20 protein-coding genes and 1 pseudogene are annotated in these 17,658 nt (G+C 62.7%); 12 read left to right on the forward strand and 9 right to left on the reverse strand.

What is annotated here, in order from left to right:
- Positions 1-13 precede the first annotated feature (13 nt).
- The 4 genes from nusB to PSH81_RS23975 all read right to left on the reverse strand — a co-directional run bounded on the left by nusB (position 14) and on the right by PSH81_RS23975 (position 2,803).
- Positions 14-514 (reverse strand): transcription antitermination factor NusB, encoded by a 501-nt coding sequence (gene nusB, locus PSH81_RS23960; protein WP_226455833.1) that lies wholly within the window; start codon positions 512-514, stop codon positions 14-16.
- Complete coding sequence (gene ribE, locus PSH81_RS23965) at positions 511-987, reverse strand: 6,7-dimethyl-8-ribityllumazine synthase (protein ID WP_003176356.1); 477 nt, start codon at positions 985-987, stop codon at positions 511-513. Before ribE ends, nusB begins: the two co-directional genes overlap by 4 nt.
- An 88-nt stretch (positions 988-1,075) precedes the next feature.
- Positions 1,076-2,167: a bifunctional 3,4-dihydroxy-2-butanone-4-phosphate synthase/GTP cyclohydrolase II gene (ribBA, locus tag PSH81_RS23970; RefSeq protein ID WP_192299076.1), complete on the reverse strand. Its 1,092-nt coding sequence runs from the start codon at positions 2,165-2,167 to the stop codon at positions 1,076-1,078.
- A gap of 15 nt (positions 2,168-2,182) precedes the next feature.
- Positions 2,183-2,803, reverse strand: a complete 621-nt coding sequence (locus PSH81_RS23975) for a riboflavin synthase (protein WP_370694927.1) — start codon at positions 2,801-2,803, stop codon at positions 2,183-2,185.
- Here PSH81_RS23975 and PSH81_RS27635 point away from each other — a divergent pair.
- Positions 2,782-2,832 (forward strand): annotated as a pseudogene (locus PSH81_RS27635) (hypothetical protein); the annotation flags it as partial. The gene PSH81_RS23975 and the pseudogene PSH81_RS27635 sit on opposite strands and share 22 nt — an antisense overlap.
- A gap of 60 nt (positions 2,833-2,892) precedes the next feature.
- On the opposite strand, the gene ribD reads toward PSH81_RS27635, so the two are convergent.
- Both ribD and nrdR read right to left on the reverse strand, forming a co-directional pair.
- Positions 2,893-4,029, reverse strand: a complete 1,137-nt coding sequence (gene ribD / locus PSH81_RS23980) for a bifunctional diaminohydroxyphosphoribosylaminopyrimidine deaminase/5-amino-6-(5-phosphoribosylamino)uracil reductase RibD (RefSeq protein ID WP_192299077.1) — start codon at positions 4,027-4,029, stop codon at positions 2,893-2,895.
- Positions 4,026-4,490, reverse strand: coding sequence for a transcriptional regulator NrdR (gene nrdR, locus PSH81_RS23985; RefSeq protein ID WP_185708644.1), 465 nt, complete (start codon positions 4,488-4,490; stop codon positions 4,026-4,028). Before nrdR ends, ribD begins: the two co-directional genes overlap by 4 nt.
- Positions 4,491-4,629: 139 nt before the next feature.
- Here nrdR and PSH81_RS23990 point away from each other — a divergent pair, with 139 nt between their 5' ends.
- The 3 genes from PSH81_RS23990 to trxA all read left to right on the forward strand — a co-directional run bounded on the left by PSH81_RS23990 (position 4,630) and on the right by trxA (position 6,781).
- Complete coding sequence (locus PSH81_RS23990; RefSeq protein ID WP_192299079.1) at positions 4,630-5,085, forward strand: YbaY family lipoprotein; 456 nt, start codon at positions 4,630-4,632, stop codon at positions 5,083-5,085.
- The gene (locus PSH81_RS23995) at positions 5,082-5,738 is read left to right on the forward strand and encodes a methyltransferase (RefSeq protein WP_305391604.1); all 657 of its coding nucleotides are present in this window, start codon (positions 5,082-5,084) and stop codon (positions 5,736-5,738) included. Before PSH81_RS23990 ends, PSH81_RS23995 begins: the two co-directional genes overlap by 4 nt.
- Positions 5,739-5,908: 170 nt before the next feature.
- Positions 5,909-6,781, forward strand: a complete 873-nt coding sequence (trxA, locus tag PSH81_RS24000; protein ID WP_192299081.1) for a thioredoxin — start codon at positions 5,909-5,911, stop codon at positions 6,779-6,781.
- Here trxA and PSH81_RS24005 read toward each other — a convergent pair.
- Entirely contained in the window at positions 6,778-7,119 is a 342-nt protein-coding gene (locus PSH81_RS24005) for a hypothetical protein (RefSeq protein WP_305391605.1), read from the reverse strand. The genes trxA and PSH81_RS24005 overlap by 4 nt on opposite strands.
- Before the next feature lie 131 nt (positions 7,120-7,250).
- On the opposite strand from PSH81_RS24005, the gene PSH81_RS24010 reads away from it, so the two are divergent.
- The 5 genes from PSH81_RS24010 (at position 7,251) to PSH81_RS24030 (ending at position 11,154) form a co-directional block, all read left to right on the forward strand.
- The gene (locus PSH81_RS24010) at positions 7,251-7,844 is read left to right on the forward strand and encodes a DUF2796 domain-containing protein (protein ID WP_226455835.1); all 594 of its coding nucleotides are present in this window, start codon (positions 7,251-7,253) and stop codon (positions 7,842-7,844) included.
- Between the two features lie 6 nt (positions 7,845-7,850).
- Positions 7,851-8,561 (forward strand): ABC transporter ATP-binding protein, encoded by a 711-nt coding sequence (locus PSH81_RS24015; RefSeq protein ID WP_305391606.1) that lies wholly within the window; start codon positions 7,851-7,853, stop codon positions 8,559-8,561.
- Between the two features lies 1 nt (position 8,562).
- On the forward strand, positions 8,563-9,828 hold the full coding sequence (locus tag PSH81_RS24020; protein ID WP_192299085.1) for an ABC transporter permease: 1,266 nt from the start codon (positions 8,563-8,565) through the stop codon (positions 9,826-9,828).
- 11 nt (positions 9,829-9,839) lie between these two features.
- Entirely contained in the window at positions 9,840-10,358 is a 519-nt protein-coding gene (locus PSH81_RS24025) for a DUF3299 domain-containing protein (RefSeq protein ID WP_192299086.1), read from the forward strand.
- 97 nt (positions 10,359-10,455) lie between these two features.
- A complete protein-coding gene (locus tag PSH81_RS24030; RefSeq protein WP_192299087.1) occupies positions 10,456-11,154 on the forward strand; it encodes an OmpW family protein in 699 nt (232 codons plus the stop codon).
- 155 nt (positions 11,155-11,309) lie between these two features.
- On the opposite strand, the gene PSH81_RS24035 is transcribed toward PSH81_RS24030, so the two are convergent.
- The gene (locus PSH81_RS24035) at positions 11,310-12,194 is read right to left on the reverse strand and encodes a sugar nucleotide-binding protein (RefSeq protein WP_226455838.1); all 885 of its coding nucleotides are present in this window, start codon (positions 12,192-12,194) and stop codon (positions 11,310-11,312) included.
- A gap of 87 nt (positions 12,195-12,281) precedes the next feature.
- Positions 12,282-14,366 carry a mechanosensitive ion channel family protein gene (locus tag PSH81_RS24040; RefSeq protein WP_305391607.1) on the reverse strand — a complete coding sequence of 695 codons (2,085 nt, stop codon included), beginning with the start codon at positions 14,364-14,366 and terminating at the stop codon, positions 12,282-12,284.
- A gap of 170 nt (positions 14,367-14,536) precedes the next feature.
- Between PSH81_RS24040 and PSH81_RS24045 the strand changes: the two genes are divergently transcribed.
- From PSH81_RS24045 to PSH81_RS24055, 3 genes are read left to right on the forward strand one after another with little or no spacing between them, the layout of a single operon-like run.
- The gene (locus tag PSH81_RS24045; protein ID WP_192299090.1) at positions 14,537-15,316 is read left to right on the forward strand and encodes an endonuclease/exonuclease/phosphatase family protein; all 780 of its coding nucleotides are present in this window, start codon (positions 14,537-14,539) and stop codon (positions 15,314-15,316) included.
- Positions 15,313-16,575 carry a cardiolipin synthase ClsB gene (gene clsB, locus PSH81_RS24050; protein ID WP_226455841.1) on the forward strand — a complete coding sequence of 421 codons (1,263 nt, stop codon included), beginning with the start codon at positions 15,313-15,315 and terminating at the stop codon, positions 16,573-16,575. Before PSH81_RS24045 ends, clsB begins: the two co-directional genes overlap by 4 nt.
- Positions 16,565-17,521, forward strand: coding sequence for a lysylphosphatidylglycerol synthase domain-containing protein (locus PSH81_RS24055; protein ID WP_305391608.1), 957 nt, complete (start codon positions 16,565-16,567; stop codon positions 17,519-17,521). The genes clsB and PSH81_RS24055 overlap by 11 nt, the downstream gene beginning before the upstream one ends.
- Positions 17,522-17,658 lie beyond the last annotated feature (137 nt).

Consider the following 17,658-nt stretch of genomic DNA (forward strand, 5'->3'; position numbering starts at 1 on the left):
ATTCAAGCGCAGGTTAGCGCTTGTACGCCTTCACTTCGGCTTCGCGCAGGCGCGGGGCCAGCTTGTCGAGCACGCCATTGACGAACTTGTGACCGTCGGTCGAACCGTAGACTTTCGCCAGTTCGATGCCTTCGTTGATCACTACGCGGTACGGCACGTCGACGCGATAGAGCAGTTCCCAAGCGGACAGGCGCATCACGCACAGTTCAACCGGGTCCAGTTCGTCGATGGTCAGGTCCAGGCAAGGTGCCAGGGCCGTGTCGATCTCGGTCAGGTGCGCATGCACGCCGTGCAGGATGTCGTGGAAATACGGCAGGTCGGCGAAGGTGAAATCGTTGTCGACGCGAAACTGCGCTTCGATTTCGTTCAGCGAGGCACCGGCCAGGTGACGTTGGTACAGCGCCTGGGTCGCCAACTGACGAGCAGCGCGACGCTTCTCGTTCTTCGATGGCTTGCCGGCATCGGCTGGACGCTCGTCGCGTGGGTTGAAACGATCGCTCTCGTCGGAAATCACTTGGCCTCCAACTGCGACAGCAGGCTGACCATTTCCAGGGCGGACAGGGCAGCTTCAGCACCTTTGTTGCCGGCCTTGGTGCCGGAACGCTCGATGGCTTGCTCGATGGAATCAACGGTCAGAACGCCGAACGCAACCGGCACGCCGAACTCCATGGACACCTGGGCCAGGCCCTTGGTGCATTCGCCAGCCACGTATTCGAAGTGCGGAGTGCCGCCTCGAATGACCGCGCCCAGGGCGATGATCGCCGCGTATTCGCCCTGTTGAGCAACTTTTTGCGCAACCAGCGGAATTTCGAAGGCGCCAGGCGCACGGATGATCGTGATGTCGCTCTCGCTCACACCGTGGCGAACCAGGGCGTCCACGGCACCGCTTACCAGGCTTTCAACCACGAAGCTGTTGAAGCGGCCAACCACCAGGGCGTAGCGGCCTTTGGGGGCGATGAAGGTACCTTCGATGGTCTTCAGGGTCATTCGACAAATCTCTTAAAGAGCGGGGACGCGAAAAGTGCGTCCCTTAGTGATGATTTAACCGCGAACAAGGGGCAGAAATCGCCGGCCTTTATTCGGAGGGCACGTATTCTACAACTTCCAGGTCGAAACCGGATATGGCATTAAATTTCATCGGTGCGCTCATCAGGCGCATTTTGCGCACGCCCAGATCACGCAGGATCTGCGAACCGGCACCGACAATGCTGTAGGTGGTCGGCTTTTTCACCGGCGCGTGGTCGGCCGTTTCACGGATATGCGCCAGCAGCACATCGCCATCCAGCGGGTGGCCGAGCAACAGCACCACACCGCTGCCGGCCTCGGAGACCGCAGCCATCGCGGCGCGCAGGCTCCAGCGGCCCGGCTGCTTGACCATCAGCAGATCGCGCAGTGGGTCCATGTTGTGCACGCGCACCAGGGTCGGCTCTTCGGCGCACACGGTGCCCAGGGTCAGGGCCATGTGCACGTCGCCTTCCACTGAATCACGGTAGGTCACCAAATTGAATTGGCCCAGTTCGCTGTCCAGTGGCTGCTCGGCAATCCGCTGAACGGTACGTTCGTGGATCATCCGGTAGTGAATCAGGTCGGCGATGGTGCCGATCTTGATGTCGTGTTCGGCGGCAAACGCCTCGAGTTCGGTGCGACGGGCCATGGTGCCGTCGTCGTTCATCACTTCGCAGATCACGCCGCTGGGCTCGAAACCGGCCATGCGCGCCAGGTCGCAGGCGGCTTCGGTGTGGCCGGCGCGGGCCAGGGTGCCACCCGGTTGGGCCATCAACGGGAAGATGTGGCCGGGGCTGACGATGTCTTCGGCCTTGGCGTCCTTCGCGGCGGCCGCTTGCACGGTGCGTGCGCGGTCGGCAGCGGAGATACCGGTGGTGACGCCCGTCGTCGCTTCGATGGACACGGTGAACTTGGTGCCAAACCCGGAGCCGTTGCGCGGCGCCATCAACGGCAGCTTGAGCAATTCGCAGCGCTCGCGGCTCATGGGCATGCAGATCAACCCACGGGCGTGCTTGGCCATGAAGTTGATGTGCTCGGGCTTGCAGGCCTCGGCGGCCATGATGATGTCGCCTTCGTTCTCGCGGTCTTCGTCATCCATGAGGATGACCATCTTGCCTTGGCGGATGTCTTCAACCAGTTCTTCGATGCTATTGAGCGCCACGTGGCACCCCCTTGGTCAGGATTTCAGGTAGCCGTTAGCGGCCAGAAAACTTTCGGTGATGTTACTTCCGGTTGGCTCTGCGGCCTTATCGCCCAGTAACAGGCGCTCCAGGTAACGGGCAAGCAAGTCGACTTCCAGGTTCACCCGGCGGCCTGGCTGGTAGGACGCCATGATGGTTTCGCTGAGGGTGTGGGGAATGATGGTCAGTTCGAATTCGGCGCCGTTCACGGCGTTCACGGTCAGGCTGGTGCCATCGACGGTGATCGAGCCTTTGTGCGCGATGTACTTGGCCAGCTCTTTGGGCGCGCGGATACGGAACTCCACGGCACGCGCGTTTTCGCTGCGGGCTACCACTTCGCCGACGCCGTCGACGTGGCCGCTGACCAGGTGACCGCCGAGGCGGGTGGTCGGGGTCAGGGCTTTTTCCAGGTTCACCGGGCTGCCGGCCTTGAGGTCGTTCATCGCGGTGCAATCCAGGGTTTCCCGGCTGACGTCGGCGGCAAAGCCGTTGCCCGGCAACTCGATGACGGTCAGGCACACGCCGTTGATCGCGATGCTGTCACCCAGCTTGACGTCGCCGAGGTCGAGCTTGCCGGTTTCAACCGACAGGCGCACATCGCCGCCTTTTGGGGTCATGGCGCGGATGCTGCCGATGGATTCGATGATGCCGGTGAACATGGCCTTCTCCTGGAAAACGGTGCGGGCACTTGAGCGCCCGGTCAGAATTATACGCTCGCGGGTGGAAGCGGGATGGCAGTGACTCGCCAGTCGTCGCCTACAGCGCGCATTTCAGTGATCTTGAGTTGGGGGGCGTCGGCCAGTTTCTCAAGCGGCCAGTCCAGCAACGGCCGTGCAGCGGAACCGAGGAACTTGCCGGCGATGAATATCACGTACTCATCCACCAGGCCTTGCTGGGCAAATGCCCCCGCCAGGCTCGGGCCTGCCTCGACCAACACTTCGTTGACGCCACGGGCGGCCAGCGCCACCAGTGCCGAACGCAGGTCGACCTGGCCATCGACACCCGGCACCACCAGGCATTCGGGGCCCCGTGGGAACTGGTTCTCCGGGGTCACGCAGGTGATGACCAGCGCCGGCCCGGCCTTGAAGAACGGTGCGTTGAGCGGCACGCGCAGGCGGCCGTCAATCAGTACACGTAGCGGCGGGCGCGACATGGCCAGGGCCGTGGTGGCTTCGTCCAGGCCCAGTTCGGCAGCGCGCACGGTCAGGCGGGCGCCGTCGGCGAGCACCGTGTCGGCGCCGGTCAGCACCACACTGGCCTCGGCACGCAGGCGCTGCACGGCGGCGCGGGCAGCCGGACCGGTGATCCATTGGCTTTCGCCACTGGCCATGGCGGTGCGACCGTCCAGGCTCATTGCCAGCTTGACCCGCACGAAGGGCAGGCCGTGTTCCATGCGCTTGAGGAACCCCGGATTCAATGCGCGGGCCTGGGCTTCCAGCACGCCACTAAAGACCTCGATCCCGGCTTGCGCCAGACGCTGCATGCCGCGCCCGGCCACTTCGGGGTTCGGGTCCTGCATGCCGGCCACGACGCGCGCGACACCGGCCGTGACCAAGGCATCGGCGCACGGCGGTGTACGCCCGTGGTGGCTGCACGGTTCGAGGGTCACGTACACCGTGGCGCCCCGGGCCTTGTCACCGGCGGCGCGCAGGGCGTTGGGCTCGGCGTGGGGCTCGCCGGTGCGCTCATGCCAACCTTCACCGACAATCTGCCCATCGCGCACGATCACGCAGCCGACCCGAGGGTTGGGATGGGTGGTGTACAAGCCTTTGCGCGCCAATTCGAGGGCGCGGGCCATGTAGTGGGCGTCCAGGACAGCTTGTTCGGCAGACGGTGGGTTCATTGTTTGGCAGGCTCCCGGGCCAGGCGGTCGATCTCTTCGCGGAACTCATTGAGGTCCTGGAAGCGTCGATAGACCGAGGCGAAACGGATATAGGCGACTTCGTCGAGCTTTTGCAGCTCGCCCATCACCAATTCTCCAACCACCAGGCTCTTGACCTCGCGCTCGCCGGTCGCACGCAGCTTGTGCTTGATATGCACCAGCGCCGCCTCCAGCCGCTCGACACTCACCGGGCGTTTTTCCAGGGCGCGCTGCATACCGGCGCGCAGTTTTTCTTCGTCGAAAGGCTGGCGGCTGCCGTCGGACTTGATCAGGCGCGGCAATACCAGTTCGGCGGTTTCGAAGGTGGTGAAACGTTCACCACAGGCCAGGCATTCGCGCCGGCGACGCACTTGATCGCCCTCGGCGACCAGACGTGAGTCAATGACCTTGGTGTCGTTGGCACCGCAGAAGGGACAGTGCATGGTGGCAGGCAACAAAAAAAGGGAGGGCCATGGTAGCGCATCCCCGTGGCAAGACAAGCCATAGCCTTTACGGTATATAGGCTGACTATTATGTTTCATATTTTTTAAGCCACGGATTTTGCCCTTTCTGGAGCCGTACATGCAGTTACGACCACTTGTATTACTTACCGTGTTCAGTTTCCTGGTCGCCTGCAGCAGCGAAGCCCCCAAACCTTCCGCGCCCGCCCCTCAGCCTGCGCAAGAAAAAAAAGTCCCTGGCCTTGAAGACCTCGGCCCGCTACCGGCCTATCAGCGTGAAATCAACGGCAGCCTGACCAACGTGCCGGCCGGCGCCGAAGTCGAGATGGCCCTGCTGGTGATCGACGATCGCTCGCGCCCACAACAGTTGCTCGCCAGCAGCGTGCTCACCGGCAATGGCAAGCCCCTGGCCTTCCGCCTGCGTTTCAACCCCCAGGCCTTCCCGGCCGGCGCCCGCGTTGAATTGCGCGGCCGCGCCAGCCAGTCCGGCCAGTTGATCCTGCACCTGCCCGCCGTGCGCATCACCCAGGCGATCACCCAGACCACCGGCCCCCTGCAACTCGTCAAGGCACCATGACGCCACCGCTGGCCCTGCAAGCGGCACTGAGCGAGCTGATCGGCGACGCCCAACTGATGCCCTGCCCGCTGCCGGGCACCGAGTTGTCGTTATGGCTGCTGGATGCAGACAACATGGACCGCGCCTTCAGCCCCGAAGAAACCCGGCGCATCCTGCATGAACCGCCCTACTGGAGCTTCTGCTGGGCCAGCGGCCTGGCGCTGGCGCGGTATCTGGCGGCGCATCCCGAGTGGGTTGCCGGCAAGCGCGTGCTCGATTTTGGCGCCGGCTCCGGCGTAGCCGGGATTGCGGCGGTCAAGGCCGGAGCCCTGGAAGTGGTGGCGTGCGATCTTGATCCGCTGGCGCTGGCGTCTTGCCGGGCGAATGCCGAACTCAACGGTGTGGAACTGGGGTATTCACAGGACTTCTTTGCCGAAACCGACCGCTTCGACCTGATCCTCGTGGCCGACGTGCTTTACGACCGCGCCAACCTGCCGCTGCTCGATCACTTCCTGACCCGCGGCCGTGAGGCACTGGTGGCCGATTCGCGGGTGCGCGACTTTCAACATGCGGATTATCAAAGACTGGAGGTCCTGGACGCGTTGACGCTGCCGGACCTGGCCGAGCCCTGGGAGTTTCGCAAGGTGAGCCTGTACCACTCGCGGCGGCCTTGAGGCCATCGCCGGCAAGCCCGCTCCCAGATTCGCACTGCCGCGTCCTGTTGAAATGCATTCCCCTGTGGGAGCGGGCTTGCCCGCGATAGCGATCTTGAACCCGTCGTGCTTTCAGCCAACTGCGCCAGCCCTTATAGTTCCCCCCATTCCCGCTTTATTCGAGACGCCCCATGAGTGAGCCCACGCCGTATATCTTCGATGTCACCACCGCCACATTCGACCAGGCAGTGATCGAGAACTCCTTCCACAAGCCCGTGCTGGTGGACTTCTGGGCCGAGTGGTGTGCGCCGTGCAAGGCGTTGATGCCGTTGTTGGCGCAGATTGCCGAGAGTTACCAGGGCGAGCTGCTGCTGGCCAAGGTCGATTGCGAGGCCGAACAGGACATCGTTGCGCGCTTTGGCATTCGCAGCCTGCCGACGGTGGTACTGTTCAAGGATGGCCAGCCGGTCGATGGGTTTGCCGGGGCGCAGCCGGAGTCGGCAGTGCGGGCAATGCTGGAGCCGCATGTGCAGATGCCACCACCGGCGGCAGCCGATCCGTTGGAGCAGGCCCAGGCGTTGTTTGCCGAAGGCCGCATCAACGATGCCGAGGCCGTGCTGGTGACGCTGCTGGGCGAGGACAACACCAACGCCGCCGCGCTGATCCTGTATGCACGCTGCCTGGCCGAGCGCGGTGAGCTGGGCGAAGCCCAAACCGTGCTCGACGCGGTCAAAAGCGACGAGCACAAGGCCGCCCTCGCCGGCGCCAAGGCGCAGATCACCTTCCTGCGCCAGGCCGCCGACCTGCCGGACGCCGCCGACCTGAAAAGCCGCCTGGCGCAAAACCCGCAGGATGACGAAGCGGCCTACCAACTGAGCATCCAGCAACTGGCGCGCCAGCAGTACGACGCGGCGCTGGAAGGTTTACTCAAGTTGTTTATCCGCAACCGCAGCTACAGTGAAGGCTTGCCGCACAAGACCTTGCTGCAGGTGTTCGAACTGCTGGGCAATGATCACCCGCTGGTCACGGTGTACCGCCGCAAGCTGTTCGCTGCGTTGTACTAATCACCCACCCAGCTGTACAGCGGCGTATCCCCGCCGCTGGCGACTTTCACCTTGGCGTTATGGCGCAGGCGCACCAACAGGCGCTTGCCCGCCGAGGCGTCGCCGGCCAGGCCTTCCAATTGATCGAGCAACTCCAGACCGCTGAGTTGCCCGGCGCTGCGCAATACATCCTGGGCCTTCTGCCATAGATCTTCATCCTGCTTGACTGGCACTGCAGCCGGCGCACTTGGCGCGGGGGCAGCCTGCAACTGGGCGCCCAGGCGTGCCCAATCGCCGTCGTCCAGCTCCAGGGTCAAGTCCACCGGCAGGTCGCCGACGGTTCCACGAATTCTCAACATCATCCGTACTCCTGCATTTTTTCTGACGGGCATGCTCCCATGCGGCTTGCGCAACGCCAAGCGGGCGGTCAAACTCTCAGCCCTATTGTTATAAGATCACATAACAAAACTTTCATCTCTGGAGCCGCCCCATGCGCCGTCTGTTGCTTGCTTTGCCGTTTGCCCTGCTGCCACTGGCGGTTGCCCATGCCCATGAAGAGCACGACCACGAGCACGGCAGCCTCGGCGCCCACGAACATGGCGTCGGCCGCCTCAACGCTGTGCTCGACGGCCAGACCCTGGAGTTGGAACTGGACAGCCCGGCAATGAACCTGGTGGGTTTCGAACACCCAGCCACCAGCGCCGCCGACAAAGCCAAGGTCGCGGCCGTGCGCAAACAGCTGGAGAACCCGCTGGCCCTGTTCAACCTGCCCAAGGCCGCCGGTTGCGTGGCCAGCTCCCAGGAACTCAACAGCCCACTGTTCGGCGACAAGCCCGAAGCCGATCACGACGACGATGATGACCACGATCACGACGCCAAAGACGGCGAGCATCATCACGACCACAGCGAAATCCACGCCCACTACCAATTCACCTGCGCCACGCCGACGGCCCTGAGCAACCTCGACCTGACCCAGGTGTTCAAGACCTTCCCCGCCACCCAGAAAATTCAGGTACAACTGATCGGCCCGAGCGGCCAGCAAGGTGTTGACGCGACGGCCACAGCCGCCACTCTGAAGTTCTGAGTTCACATGACCCAAGCACTGATCGAACTGTCCGACCTGGGCTTCAACTGGCCCGGTCACCCGCAGTTGCTCGACATCCCCGCGTTCCGCCTGGATGCGGGTGAAAGCCTGTTCCTCAAGGGCCCTAGCGGCAGCGGCAAAACCACGCTGCTGGGCCTGCTCGGCGGTGTGCAAACGCCCAGCCAGGGCAAAATCCGCCTGCTCGGCCAGGAGCTGACCGAGCTTTCGGCCGGCGCCCGCGACCGCTTCCGCGTCGACCACACCGGCTATATCTTCCAGCAGTTCAACCTGCTGCCGTTCCTGTCGGTGCGCGAGAACGTCGAGTTGCCCTGCCACTTTTCCAAGCTGCGTGCGCAACGGGCCAGGCAGCGCCACGGCAGTGTCGATCAAGCCGCCGCGACCTTGCTCGCGCACCTCGGTTTGAAGGATAAAACCCTGCTGGAACGCCGCGCCGATTCACTGTCCATCGGCCAACAACAACGTGTCGCCGCCGCCCGTGCATTGATCGGCCAACCGGAACTGGTGATCGCCGACGAGCCCACCTCGGCCCTGGACTACGACGCCCGCGAGGCTTTCCTTCAGCTGTTGTTCGCCGAATGCCGCGAAGCCGGCGCCAGCCTGCTGTTTGTGAGCCACGATCAAAGCCTGGCTGCGCTGTTCGACCGCCACCTGTCGCTGGCCGAACTCAATCGCGCCGCCACGCCCGCAGAGGTTTGAGATGTATCTGTTCCGTCTAGCCATGGCCAGCCTGGCTAACCGCCGCTTTACCGCGATCCTCACGGCCTTCGCCATCGCCCTCTCGGTGTGCCTGCTGCTGGCGGTAGAGCGTGTGCGCGTCGAGGCGCGCAACAGTTTCGCCAGCACCATCAGCGGCACCGACCTGATCGTCGGCGCCCGCTCCGGCTCGGTGAACCTGCTGCTGTACTCGGTGTTCCGCATCGGCAATGCCACCAACAACATCCGCTGGGACAGCTACGAGCACTTCGCCGCCAACCCCCAGGTGAAATGGGCGATCCCGATTTCCCTCGGCGACTCTCATCGTGGCTACCGCGTGATGGGCACCAACGAATCCTACTTCGAGCACTATCAGTACGGCCGCAAGCAACACCTCGAACTGGCCAGCGGCCGCGCCTTCGCCAGCGACCCGTTCGAAGTGGTGCTCGGCGCCGAAGTCGCCGAGGCGTTGCACTACAAGCTCGGCGACAAGCTGGTGCTGGCCCATGGCGTGGCGGTGGTCAGCCTGGTCAAGCACGACGACAAACCCTTCACCGTGGTCGGCATCCTCAAACGCACCGGCACCCCGGTAGACCGCACGTTGCACATCAGCCTGGGCGGCATGGAGGCGATCCACATCGACTGGCACAACGGCGTGCCGGCCCAGGGCAAAGGCCGTATCAGCGCGGATCAGGCACGCAACATGGACCTCACCCCCCAGGCCATCACTGCGTTCATGCTGGGCCTGAACAACAAGATTTCCACGTTCGCCCTGCAACGGGAGATCAATGAATTCCGTGGCGAGCCGATGCTGGCGATCTTGCCGGGCGTGGCGCTGCAAGAGTTGTGGAGCATGATGAGCACCGCCGAAAAAGCGCTGTTCGTGATCTCGCTGTTCGTGGTGCTGACCGGTTTGATCGGCATGCTCACGGCGATCCTCACCAGCCTCAACGAGCGCCGCCGCGAAATGGCGATCTTGCGCTCGGTGGGCGCACGTCCGTGGCACATCGCGACACTGCTGATCTTCGAGGCCTTCGCCCTGGCGCTGTCCGGCGTGGTCGCGGGCATTGGCTTGCTGTACGTGTGCATCGCCGCCTCGCGTGGGTATTTGCAGGCCAACTACGGCCTGGACTTGCCGATGGCGTGGCCAAGCGAATATGAATGGACGTTGCTCGCCGGTATCCTGGCCGCCGCGCTGTTGATGGGAGGCGTGCCCGCGTGGCGTGCCTATCGACAATCCCTGGCCGACGGCCTGTCCATTCGTTTATGAGGAAGGCTTCGATGCGTCGTGCCCTGTTTGCGCTGTTGCTGCTGATGAGCGTGCCTGCCTGGGCTGCCGGGCAGCCCAAGGATTTGTCGTGGCAGGAGATGATCCCGCCGGATGCGCCGCCGGAAGTACCGAACATGAAACCGCTGCACGACCTGTCGAACATGGCCGATACCTTATCGGTCGAAGCGGCGCCGGCCGCCAAGCAGGACCTGCCCAACGCCCCCGTGGTACAGGCCCTCGACGGCCAGCACATCCGCCTGCCGGGCTATATCGTGCCGCTGGAAGTCAGCGAAGAAGGCCGCACCACCGAGTTCTTGCTGGTGCCGTATTTCGGCGCATGCATCCATGTGCCACCGCCGCCGTCGAACCAGATCGTGCATGTCAAAAGTGAAGTCGGCGTGAAACTCGATGAGCTATACCAGCCGTATTGGATCGAGGGCGCGATGCAGGTCAAGCCGTCCACCAGCGAGCTGGCCGACGCCGGTTACCAGATGGAGGCCGAGAAGATTTACATGTACGAACTGCAGTAATAACGCTGATCACCCTTTCATTGAGCTGAATCAAAAGACCGCACGGAACGATCTTTACCATTGGACCTACAACTTTTAAACGTCCCTTGGAGCTCCCATGAACAAGTCACTGCTCGGCGCGTCCCTCTTCGCGCTCGCCCTCGTCGCCCCTGTTGCCCACGCTCACGAAGCGGGCGACATCCTGGTTCGAGCCGGTGCCATTACCGTCAACCCGAAGGCCGACAGCGGCACCGTAAAGGTTGACCAGGGCCCACTGGCAGGCGCCAACCTGGGCGGCAAAGCGACCATGAGCAGCGACACCCAACTGGGCCTGAACTTCGCCTACATGCTGACCAACCACGTCGGTATCGAACTGCTGGCCGCCACGCCGTTCGAACATGACGTGAAGATCAAGAACACCGCCCTCGGCGCCGCCAACGGCAAGCTCGGCACCCTGAAACACCTGCCGCCGACCCTGAGCGTCGTGTACTACCCGCTGGACAACAAGTCTGCCTTCCAACCGTACGTGGGCGCCGGTATCAACTACACCTGGATCTACGACGAGCACGTCGGCAGCCGCGCTCAAGGCGCCGGTTTCAGCAACTTCAAGGCTGAAAACTCCTGGGGCTGGGCCGCACAGATCGGTGCGGACTACATGATCAACGACAAGTGGATGATCAACGCCCAGGCGCGCTACATCGACATCAGCACCAAGGCCACCGTGGAAAACAACGCCGTGGCACCTGGCACTCGTGCCAAGGTCAATGTGGACGTGGACCCGATGGTCTACATGGTGGGTATCGGCTACAAGTTCTAAGCGGCAGCGCATAAACCATGTGGGAGCTGGCCGCTGTGGGAGCTGGCTTGCCCGCGATAGCATCACCTCGGTATCACTGATACACCGAGGTGTCTGCATCGCGGGCAAGCCCGGCTCCCACAGCGGCCAGCTCCCACATTTGCGTTTGGGCTGTGTCAGCTGTGACGGTAGTAACGATCCAGCAACGCCGGCAACCCCGCCCGCCAGGCCCGTGGCTTGATACCAAAGGTGTGCAGGATCTTCTTGCAGGCCAGCACCGCATGCTGCGGTTCGTCACCCGCATCCGGCCGGGCCGCATGAGCCTGGGCGGTGGGTGATTCGATGGCCAATGGGTGGTAATTGCGCGCTTCGGTGAGGATCGCCTGGCCCAGCGCCAACGGTGTGGTCGCCTCTTGGCCCGCGTAGTGATAAGTGCCCCACAACGGCGCCGCGCAATCGAGCTGCTTGAGCACCGAAATGATCACCCGCGCCGCATCGTCCACAGGCGTCGGATTGCCACGACGGTCGTCCGCCATCAGCAATTCGTCCGGTTTCTCGGCACGGGCCAGGAAGCGCCCGAGGGAGCCGTCGACACTGTCATCCAGCAGCCAGCCAAACCGTAGCAACACATGTTGCGGGCAGGTGGCGCGCACGCTCTGTTCGATACGCCACAACGCCTGGCCGCGCAGGCCCAGGGGCACCGGCTCGTCTTTTTCGCTGTAGGCGGTGGCGCGGGAGCCATCGAACACCCGGTAGCTGGAGGGTTGCAGCAAGGTGATGGTGTGGTGCTGGCACAGTTCGGCCAGGCGTTCGATGGCGAACTCCTGGGCGGCCAGACGGGTTTCGCTGACGGCTTCGGCCTGGAACCAGTCGAAATAGTAGGCGAGGTTGATCAACGCATCGGGACGGGTGTCGTCGAGCAATTGGGTAAGGCTCGCGGCATCCCAGCCGTCTTGGGGCGGTTTGGGGGCGAGGAAACCGATGTCTTCCTCTGCACCGAGGCGAATCAGCGCCTGCCCGAGGGCATTCCCGCCGCCCAACAACATAAGGCGCATTCGCATAGATTGAGCAGGCCCGGTCAGTTTGGAACGATGGCTATTTAAGTATTGGTCAGAATCGTTGCATTTTGCGGGTTTGTAGCGCAACCGTCACGGATTAACTGTTTTCGTGCCGGCCGCGGTCGGGTCATGCTCAAGGGTTGCTCGTGCGGGCACCAGGACCTGCTGTGGATAAGTCTGCGCGAACTGCACCTCGGCACAGTTATCCACAAGCTTTTTCAAGCGCTGGTTGAACGCACGGCTCACCGCGTATTGCCCGCCCGACACCGTGCGGAACTGCGCCGTGAGCACCACGCCATTGAGGTCCATCTTGTCGACGCCAAACACCTCCAGCGGCCCTTGCAGGTTGTACTTGAGGAACACATCGTCGCGAATCGACTGCCCCGCCTCGCGGATCAACTCTACGGCCTTGTCCACATCGGTGTCGTAGGTGAACTGCACCGAGAAGAACGCATAGGCAAATTGCCGCGACTGGTTGGTGACCGCCTTGATCTGCCCGAACGGCACCGAATGCACAAACCCCTTGCCGTCACGCAGGCGCAACGTGCGAATGGTCAAGCCCTCGACCGTACCGGCGTGGCCCGAGTCGAGCACTACCCAGTCGCCGATGGACAGCGTGTCTTCGATGATGATGAACAGCCCGGTGATCACATCCTGCACCAGTTGCTGCGAACCAAAACCAATCGCCAGGCCGACCACTCCGGCACCCGCCAGCAGCGGCGCAACGTTGATCCCCAGATTGGCCATGGTGGTGATCGCGCAGATCACCACCAGGATGATCTTCACCGCATTGCGCACCAGCGGCAGGATGGTTTTCACCCGAGTGCTCGGCTGGCGGCTGGAGCGTTTGTTCACCGGCGGTTTCAAGGCTTCCTGGATCGCGGTGTCGAGCACCACCCAGAACAGCCAGGTCATCAACAGGATCAGGCCGATGCTGCTGAGTGAGTCGCTGATCGCCCGGCCGATGGAATTGCGCTCGGCGAACTCGAACAACGAGACACCCCAGATGCGCCCGAGGATCTCGATAAAGCCGATCGCCATGGCAATGCGCAGGATTGCGTGCAGCAGGCTGAGAAAACGCTCCTTGTAGGCACTGCTGCGCTGGATCGCCACCTGGCTGCGCGACTTGAACAGATGTTGCAGCACGGTACTGAGGAACACGGTGCCGATCAGCAGGATCGTGGTGAACAAGGCGCAGCGCAGGGCTTTTTGATTGTCGTCGCCGGCGCCAATCAGGTTGATCGCCGAGACCAGCACCATCAACAGGATCGGCCAGTACCACAGCCCGGAAAACACCCGCAGGGATTGTTGCAACGCCGGATGTTTCAGGCGCTGGGCCAGCGGCCGATTGCGAATCAGATGGGCCACCGGGCGGCGCAGGCGCACGACCAGTACGCCAAAGATCACGGCGGCAAACAGGCCGGTAAATACCGCGACGCTGCTGGTGATATTGCCACCGAGTTGGCGAGCGATTTGCGGGCTGGTCAGGGCATCACTGAGGGCAGCCAGGAAGCCGATCAGGAACAGCGGCTTGGGACAATAATTGCGAATAATCCGCACCGCCGAACGCTTGTGGCCGAGATTGAACATGACGATCACGCAGAGCAGCATCGATGTGGAAAAGATCCCGCTGCTGGTGGCGTAGGCAAAACACAGCGCCAGCGCACGTCCTACGGAAGTCGGTAAAAAGTGGCTGACATAGAGGGTCAGCGGCAGACAAATCAGTGCGGGAATCGTATAGGGCACCACGTACCCGAGCAGCGCCTGCAGGCGCTCGCGCGGCTCAAACCATGCGCGTCGCCCCAAGCGCTGCACAATCAAACGCCCGAGCAACGTCAGCAAGGCAAACGCACCGACCCACACCCCGGACAACAAGACGAAGTCCCCGGCCACGCTCCATGGCGAACGCTCGGACGTCTGATCGACCAACCGCCCTACTTCATCCGCCGCGCGATCGGCGCGCAGGCGCCAGGCGTCAATGAGGCCCTGGTTGAGGTCGAGCTGCTGTTGCACATCGTCGATGCTGGAACTGATGGCCCCCAACAACCCGCCTTCCACTAACAACTCAGGCTTGGCCGGCGCTTGGGCTTCGGGCGCGGAATCCGCGGCGTACAGGGCGCCGCTGGCGCACAACAGCAGCGCGGCGAGCAGGAATGCAGTCTTGAAATTCAGCAAAACACCGGACTCCTTGCAGATGGGTCTGTAAGGAACTGACGGGATTGAGGCTTGATCGTTCCCCCGCGCGGCCATGTTTATGCCATCCGTAGGACGCTGGAAACTTTCCGCGGCCCCTTAGAGTCAGCCTTAAACGAGGGTAAGCCCCCCACTCTTTTTCAGGAGCAACCATGGCTGCGATCCCCGACTGGATGCCCATCACGCCCAACGTCGCCATCACTCGGTTCACGGTGCTGACGGTCAATATCCATAAGGGTTTTACCGCCCTGAACCGGCGATTCATCCTGCCCGAGCTGCGCGAAGCGGTGCGTGCCGTGGGCGCGGACATGGTGTTCCTGCAGGAAATCCATGGCACCCACGAACGCCACCCGCAGCGCTACAGCGACTGGCCCAACATGCCACAGTACGAATTCCTCGCCGACAGCATCTGGCCGCAGTTCGCCTACGGACGCAACGCCGTCTATCCCCACGGCGATCACGGCAATGCGCTGCTGTCGAAATTCCAGATCGTGCGCTATGACAACCTCGACATTTCCCAGAGCGGCCATGAAAACCGCGGCCTCCTGCATTGTGTGCTGCGCCTGCCGGGCAGCGGCCATGAGGTGCACGCGATCTGCATCCACCTGGGCCTGCGCGAGGTCCATCGCCAGCAACAGTTGCGCCTGCTGGAGCAGCGTATTCGCGAGATTCCCGCCGAGGCGCCGCTGGTGGTTGCTGGCGATTTCAACGACTGGCGGCAGAAGGCCGACTTGAGCCAGAGCGGCCTCACCGAAGTATTCGTGCAGGCCCATGGCAAGCCGGCGCGCACGTTCCCGGCGCGGCTGCCGTTGCTGCCTCTGGACCGCATCTACGTGCGCAACCTCAAGGTACACAACCCCCAGGTGTTGACCACGCGGCCCTGGTCGCATTTGTCTGACCATGTGCCGCTGTCGGTGGAGATCGAGCTATGAACATTGCCGTCGAACACATCGCCACCGACCAGCCGCCGGATCAAACCAAGGCCCGTGACCTGGATTACGGCTGGCAGAGCGGTAACCAGGTTGAGTTGCTGGAAAACGGCGAAGCGTACTTCCCCAAGGTGTTCGAGGTATTGCGCCAGGCGCAGCGGGAGATCCTGCTGGAGACCTTTATCCTGTTCGAAGACAAGGTAGGCCTTGAGCTGCAAGGCGTGCTTATTGAGGCGGCCCGACGTGGGGTGAAGGTGGTGGTCAGCCTGGACGGTTTTGGTTGCGGTGAGTTGCGGCCGGCGTTTCTTGGCGAACTGGCCGACGCCGGCGTGACGGTGCAGATGTTCGACCCCGCGTCCAAGACCCTGGGCATTCGCACCAACTGGTTTCGCCGCTTGCACCGCAAGATTGTGGTCGTGGACGCCAACGTGGCGTTTATCGGCGGGATCAATTTTTCGGCGGATCACCTGGGGGATTTCGGCCCTGAGGCCAAGCAGGATTACGCCGTGCAGGTGATGGGCCCGGCGGTGGCGGACTTGCATCACTTCGCCCTGGCGCAGAGCGGTCGCCAGGTGCGTATGCGGCGCGGCTGGCGGCGGCGCCAGCAACCACCGTCAGCGTGGCCCGGTGATCAAGGCGAGGGGCTGGTGCGCCTGATTTACCGTGACAACCTGCAACACCGCGATGACATCGAAGAAGCCTATATCCATGCCCTGGGCAAGGCGCAGACACGTGTGGTGATCGCCAACGCGTACTTCTTCCCCGGCTACCGCCTGCTGCGCGCAATCCGCAATGCGGCGCGCCGGGGCGTACAGGTGCAACTGATCATGCAGGGCCAGCCCGATGTGCTGCTGGCCAAGCTGGCGGCGCGCATGCTCTACGACTACTTGCTCAAGGACGGCGTGGTGATCCACGAATATTGCCAGCGCCCATTGCACGGCAAAGTCGCGCTGGTGGATGAAGAGTGGAGCACCGTGGGCTCAAGCAACCTCGACCCGCTGAGCCTGTCGCTGAACCTGGAGGCCAACGTGTTGATTCATGACCGCCGGTTCAACCAACAGCTGTACGAGCGCCTGCAAACCCTAGCGAAAGACCACTGTCAGACCATGCCGGAAAACCGCAAGCCGCGTTTATGGCTATGGCGGTTGACCGTGGGGTTCCTGGTGTTTCATGTGATGCGTCACTTCCCCGCGCTGACGGGTTGGTTGCCGGCGCACAAGCCGCGGTTGAAACCCATCGAGAGCCAGGCCCATGACCTCTAAAGCCAGTGCTTCGCGCTTTGCCAACTGGAAGAAACCACTGACCGTGTTGTTCTTCCTGGCGCTGATTGTGCTGTTCACCCTCCTCGCTCGACGCATCGATTGGAGTGAAGTGCTGCAGACCCTGGGCGATTTCAAGCTGCGCACCTTGTTGATCGCGGGCGCGCTGACGCTGTGCAGTTTTCTGGTGTACGCCAGCTTCGATCTGATCGGCCGCACTTACATCCGCCAGAACCTGGGCTGGAAACAGATTCTGCCGGTGGGGATCATCAGTTATGCGTTCAACCTCAACCTCAGCGCATGGGTCGGCGGCATTGCCATGCGCTATCGATTGTATTCGCGGCTGGGGGTAAGCAACGGCAATATCGCCAAGATCCTCGGCCTGAGCCTGGCAACCAATTGGTTTGGCTACATGGCGCTGGCAGGGGTGGTGTTCAGCAGCGGCCTGGTGCGCATGCCGCCGGGCTGGAAAGTCAGCACTGGCGCGTTGCAGGGCATTGGCCTGGTGTTGGTGCTGGCGAGCCTGGGGTATCTGGCAGCGTGCCAGTTTTGCAAAAAGCGCGCGTGGGCGATCCGGGGCATGGAGATCAATCTGCCGTCGGTGCGCATGGCATGCCTGCAACTGGCCTTGGGCGCGTTGAACTGGTCGCTGATGGCGGCGGTGATCTTCACCCTGCTGCCGGCCAAGCTCGATTATCCACTGGTGTTGGGGGTATTGCTGATCAGCGCGATTGCCGGTGTGCTCACCCATGTTCCTGCGGGTTTGGGCGTGCTGGAGGCGGTGTTTATCGCGCTGTTGCAGCATGAGGCGTCGCGGGGCAGTTTATTGGCGGGGTTGATTGCCTACCGGGCGATTTATTTTATTGTGCCGCTGTTGATTGCATTGGTGATGTACCTCGCGGTGGAGGCCAAGGCCAAGGCGTTGCGGGTGAAGAAGGCACCGGCTTGAATCACTGTTGATTGATCTATTGCCTTCGCGGGCAAGCCCGCTCCCACAGTTGGAATGCATTTTCCCTGCTGGAATGCACTTTCCCTGCTGGAATGCACTCCCCTGTGGGAGCGGGCTTGCCCGCGAAGGCGGCGTCA

It is taken from the genome of Pseudomonas sp. FP2335 (assembly GCF_030687535.1).
In the GTDB taxonomy this organism is placed as follows: domain Bacteria; phylum Pseudomonadota; class Gammaproteobacteria; order Pseudomonadales; family Pseudomonadaceae; genus Aquipseudomonas.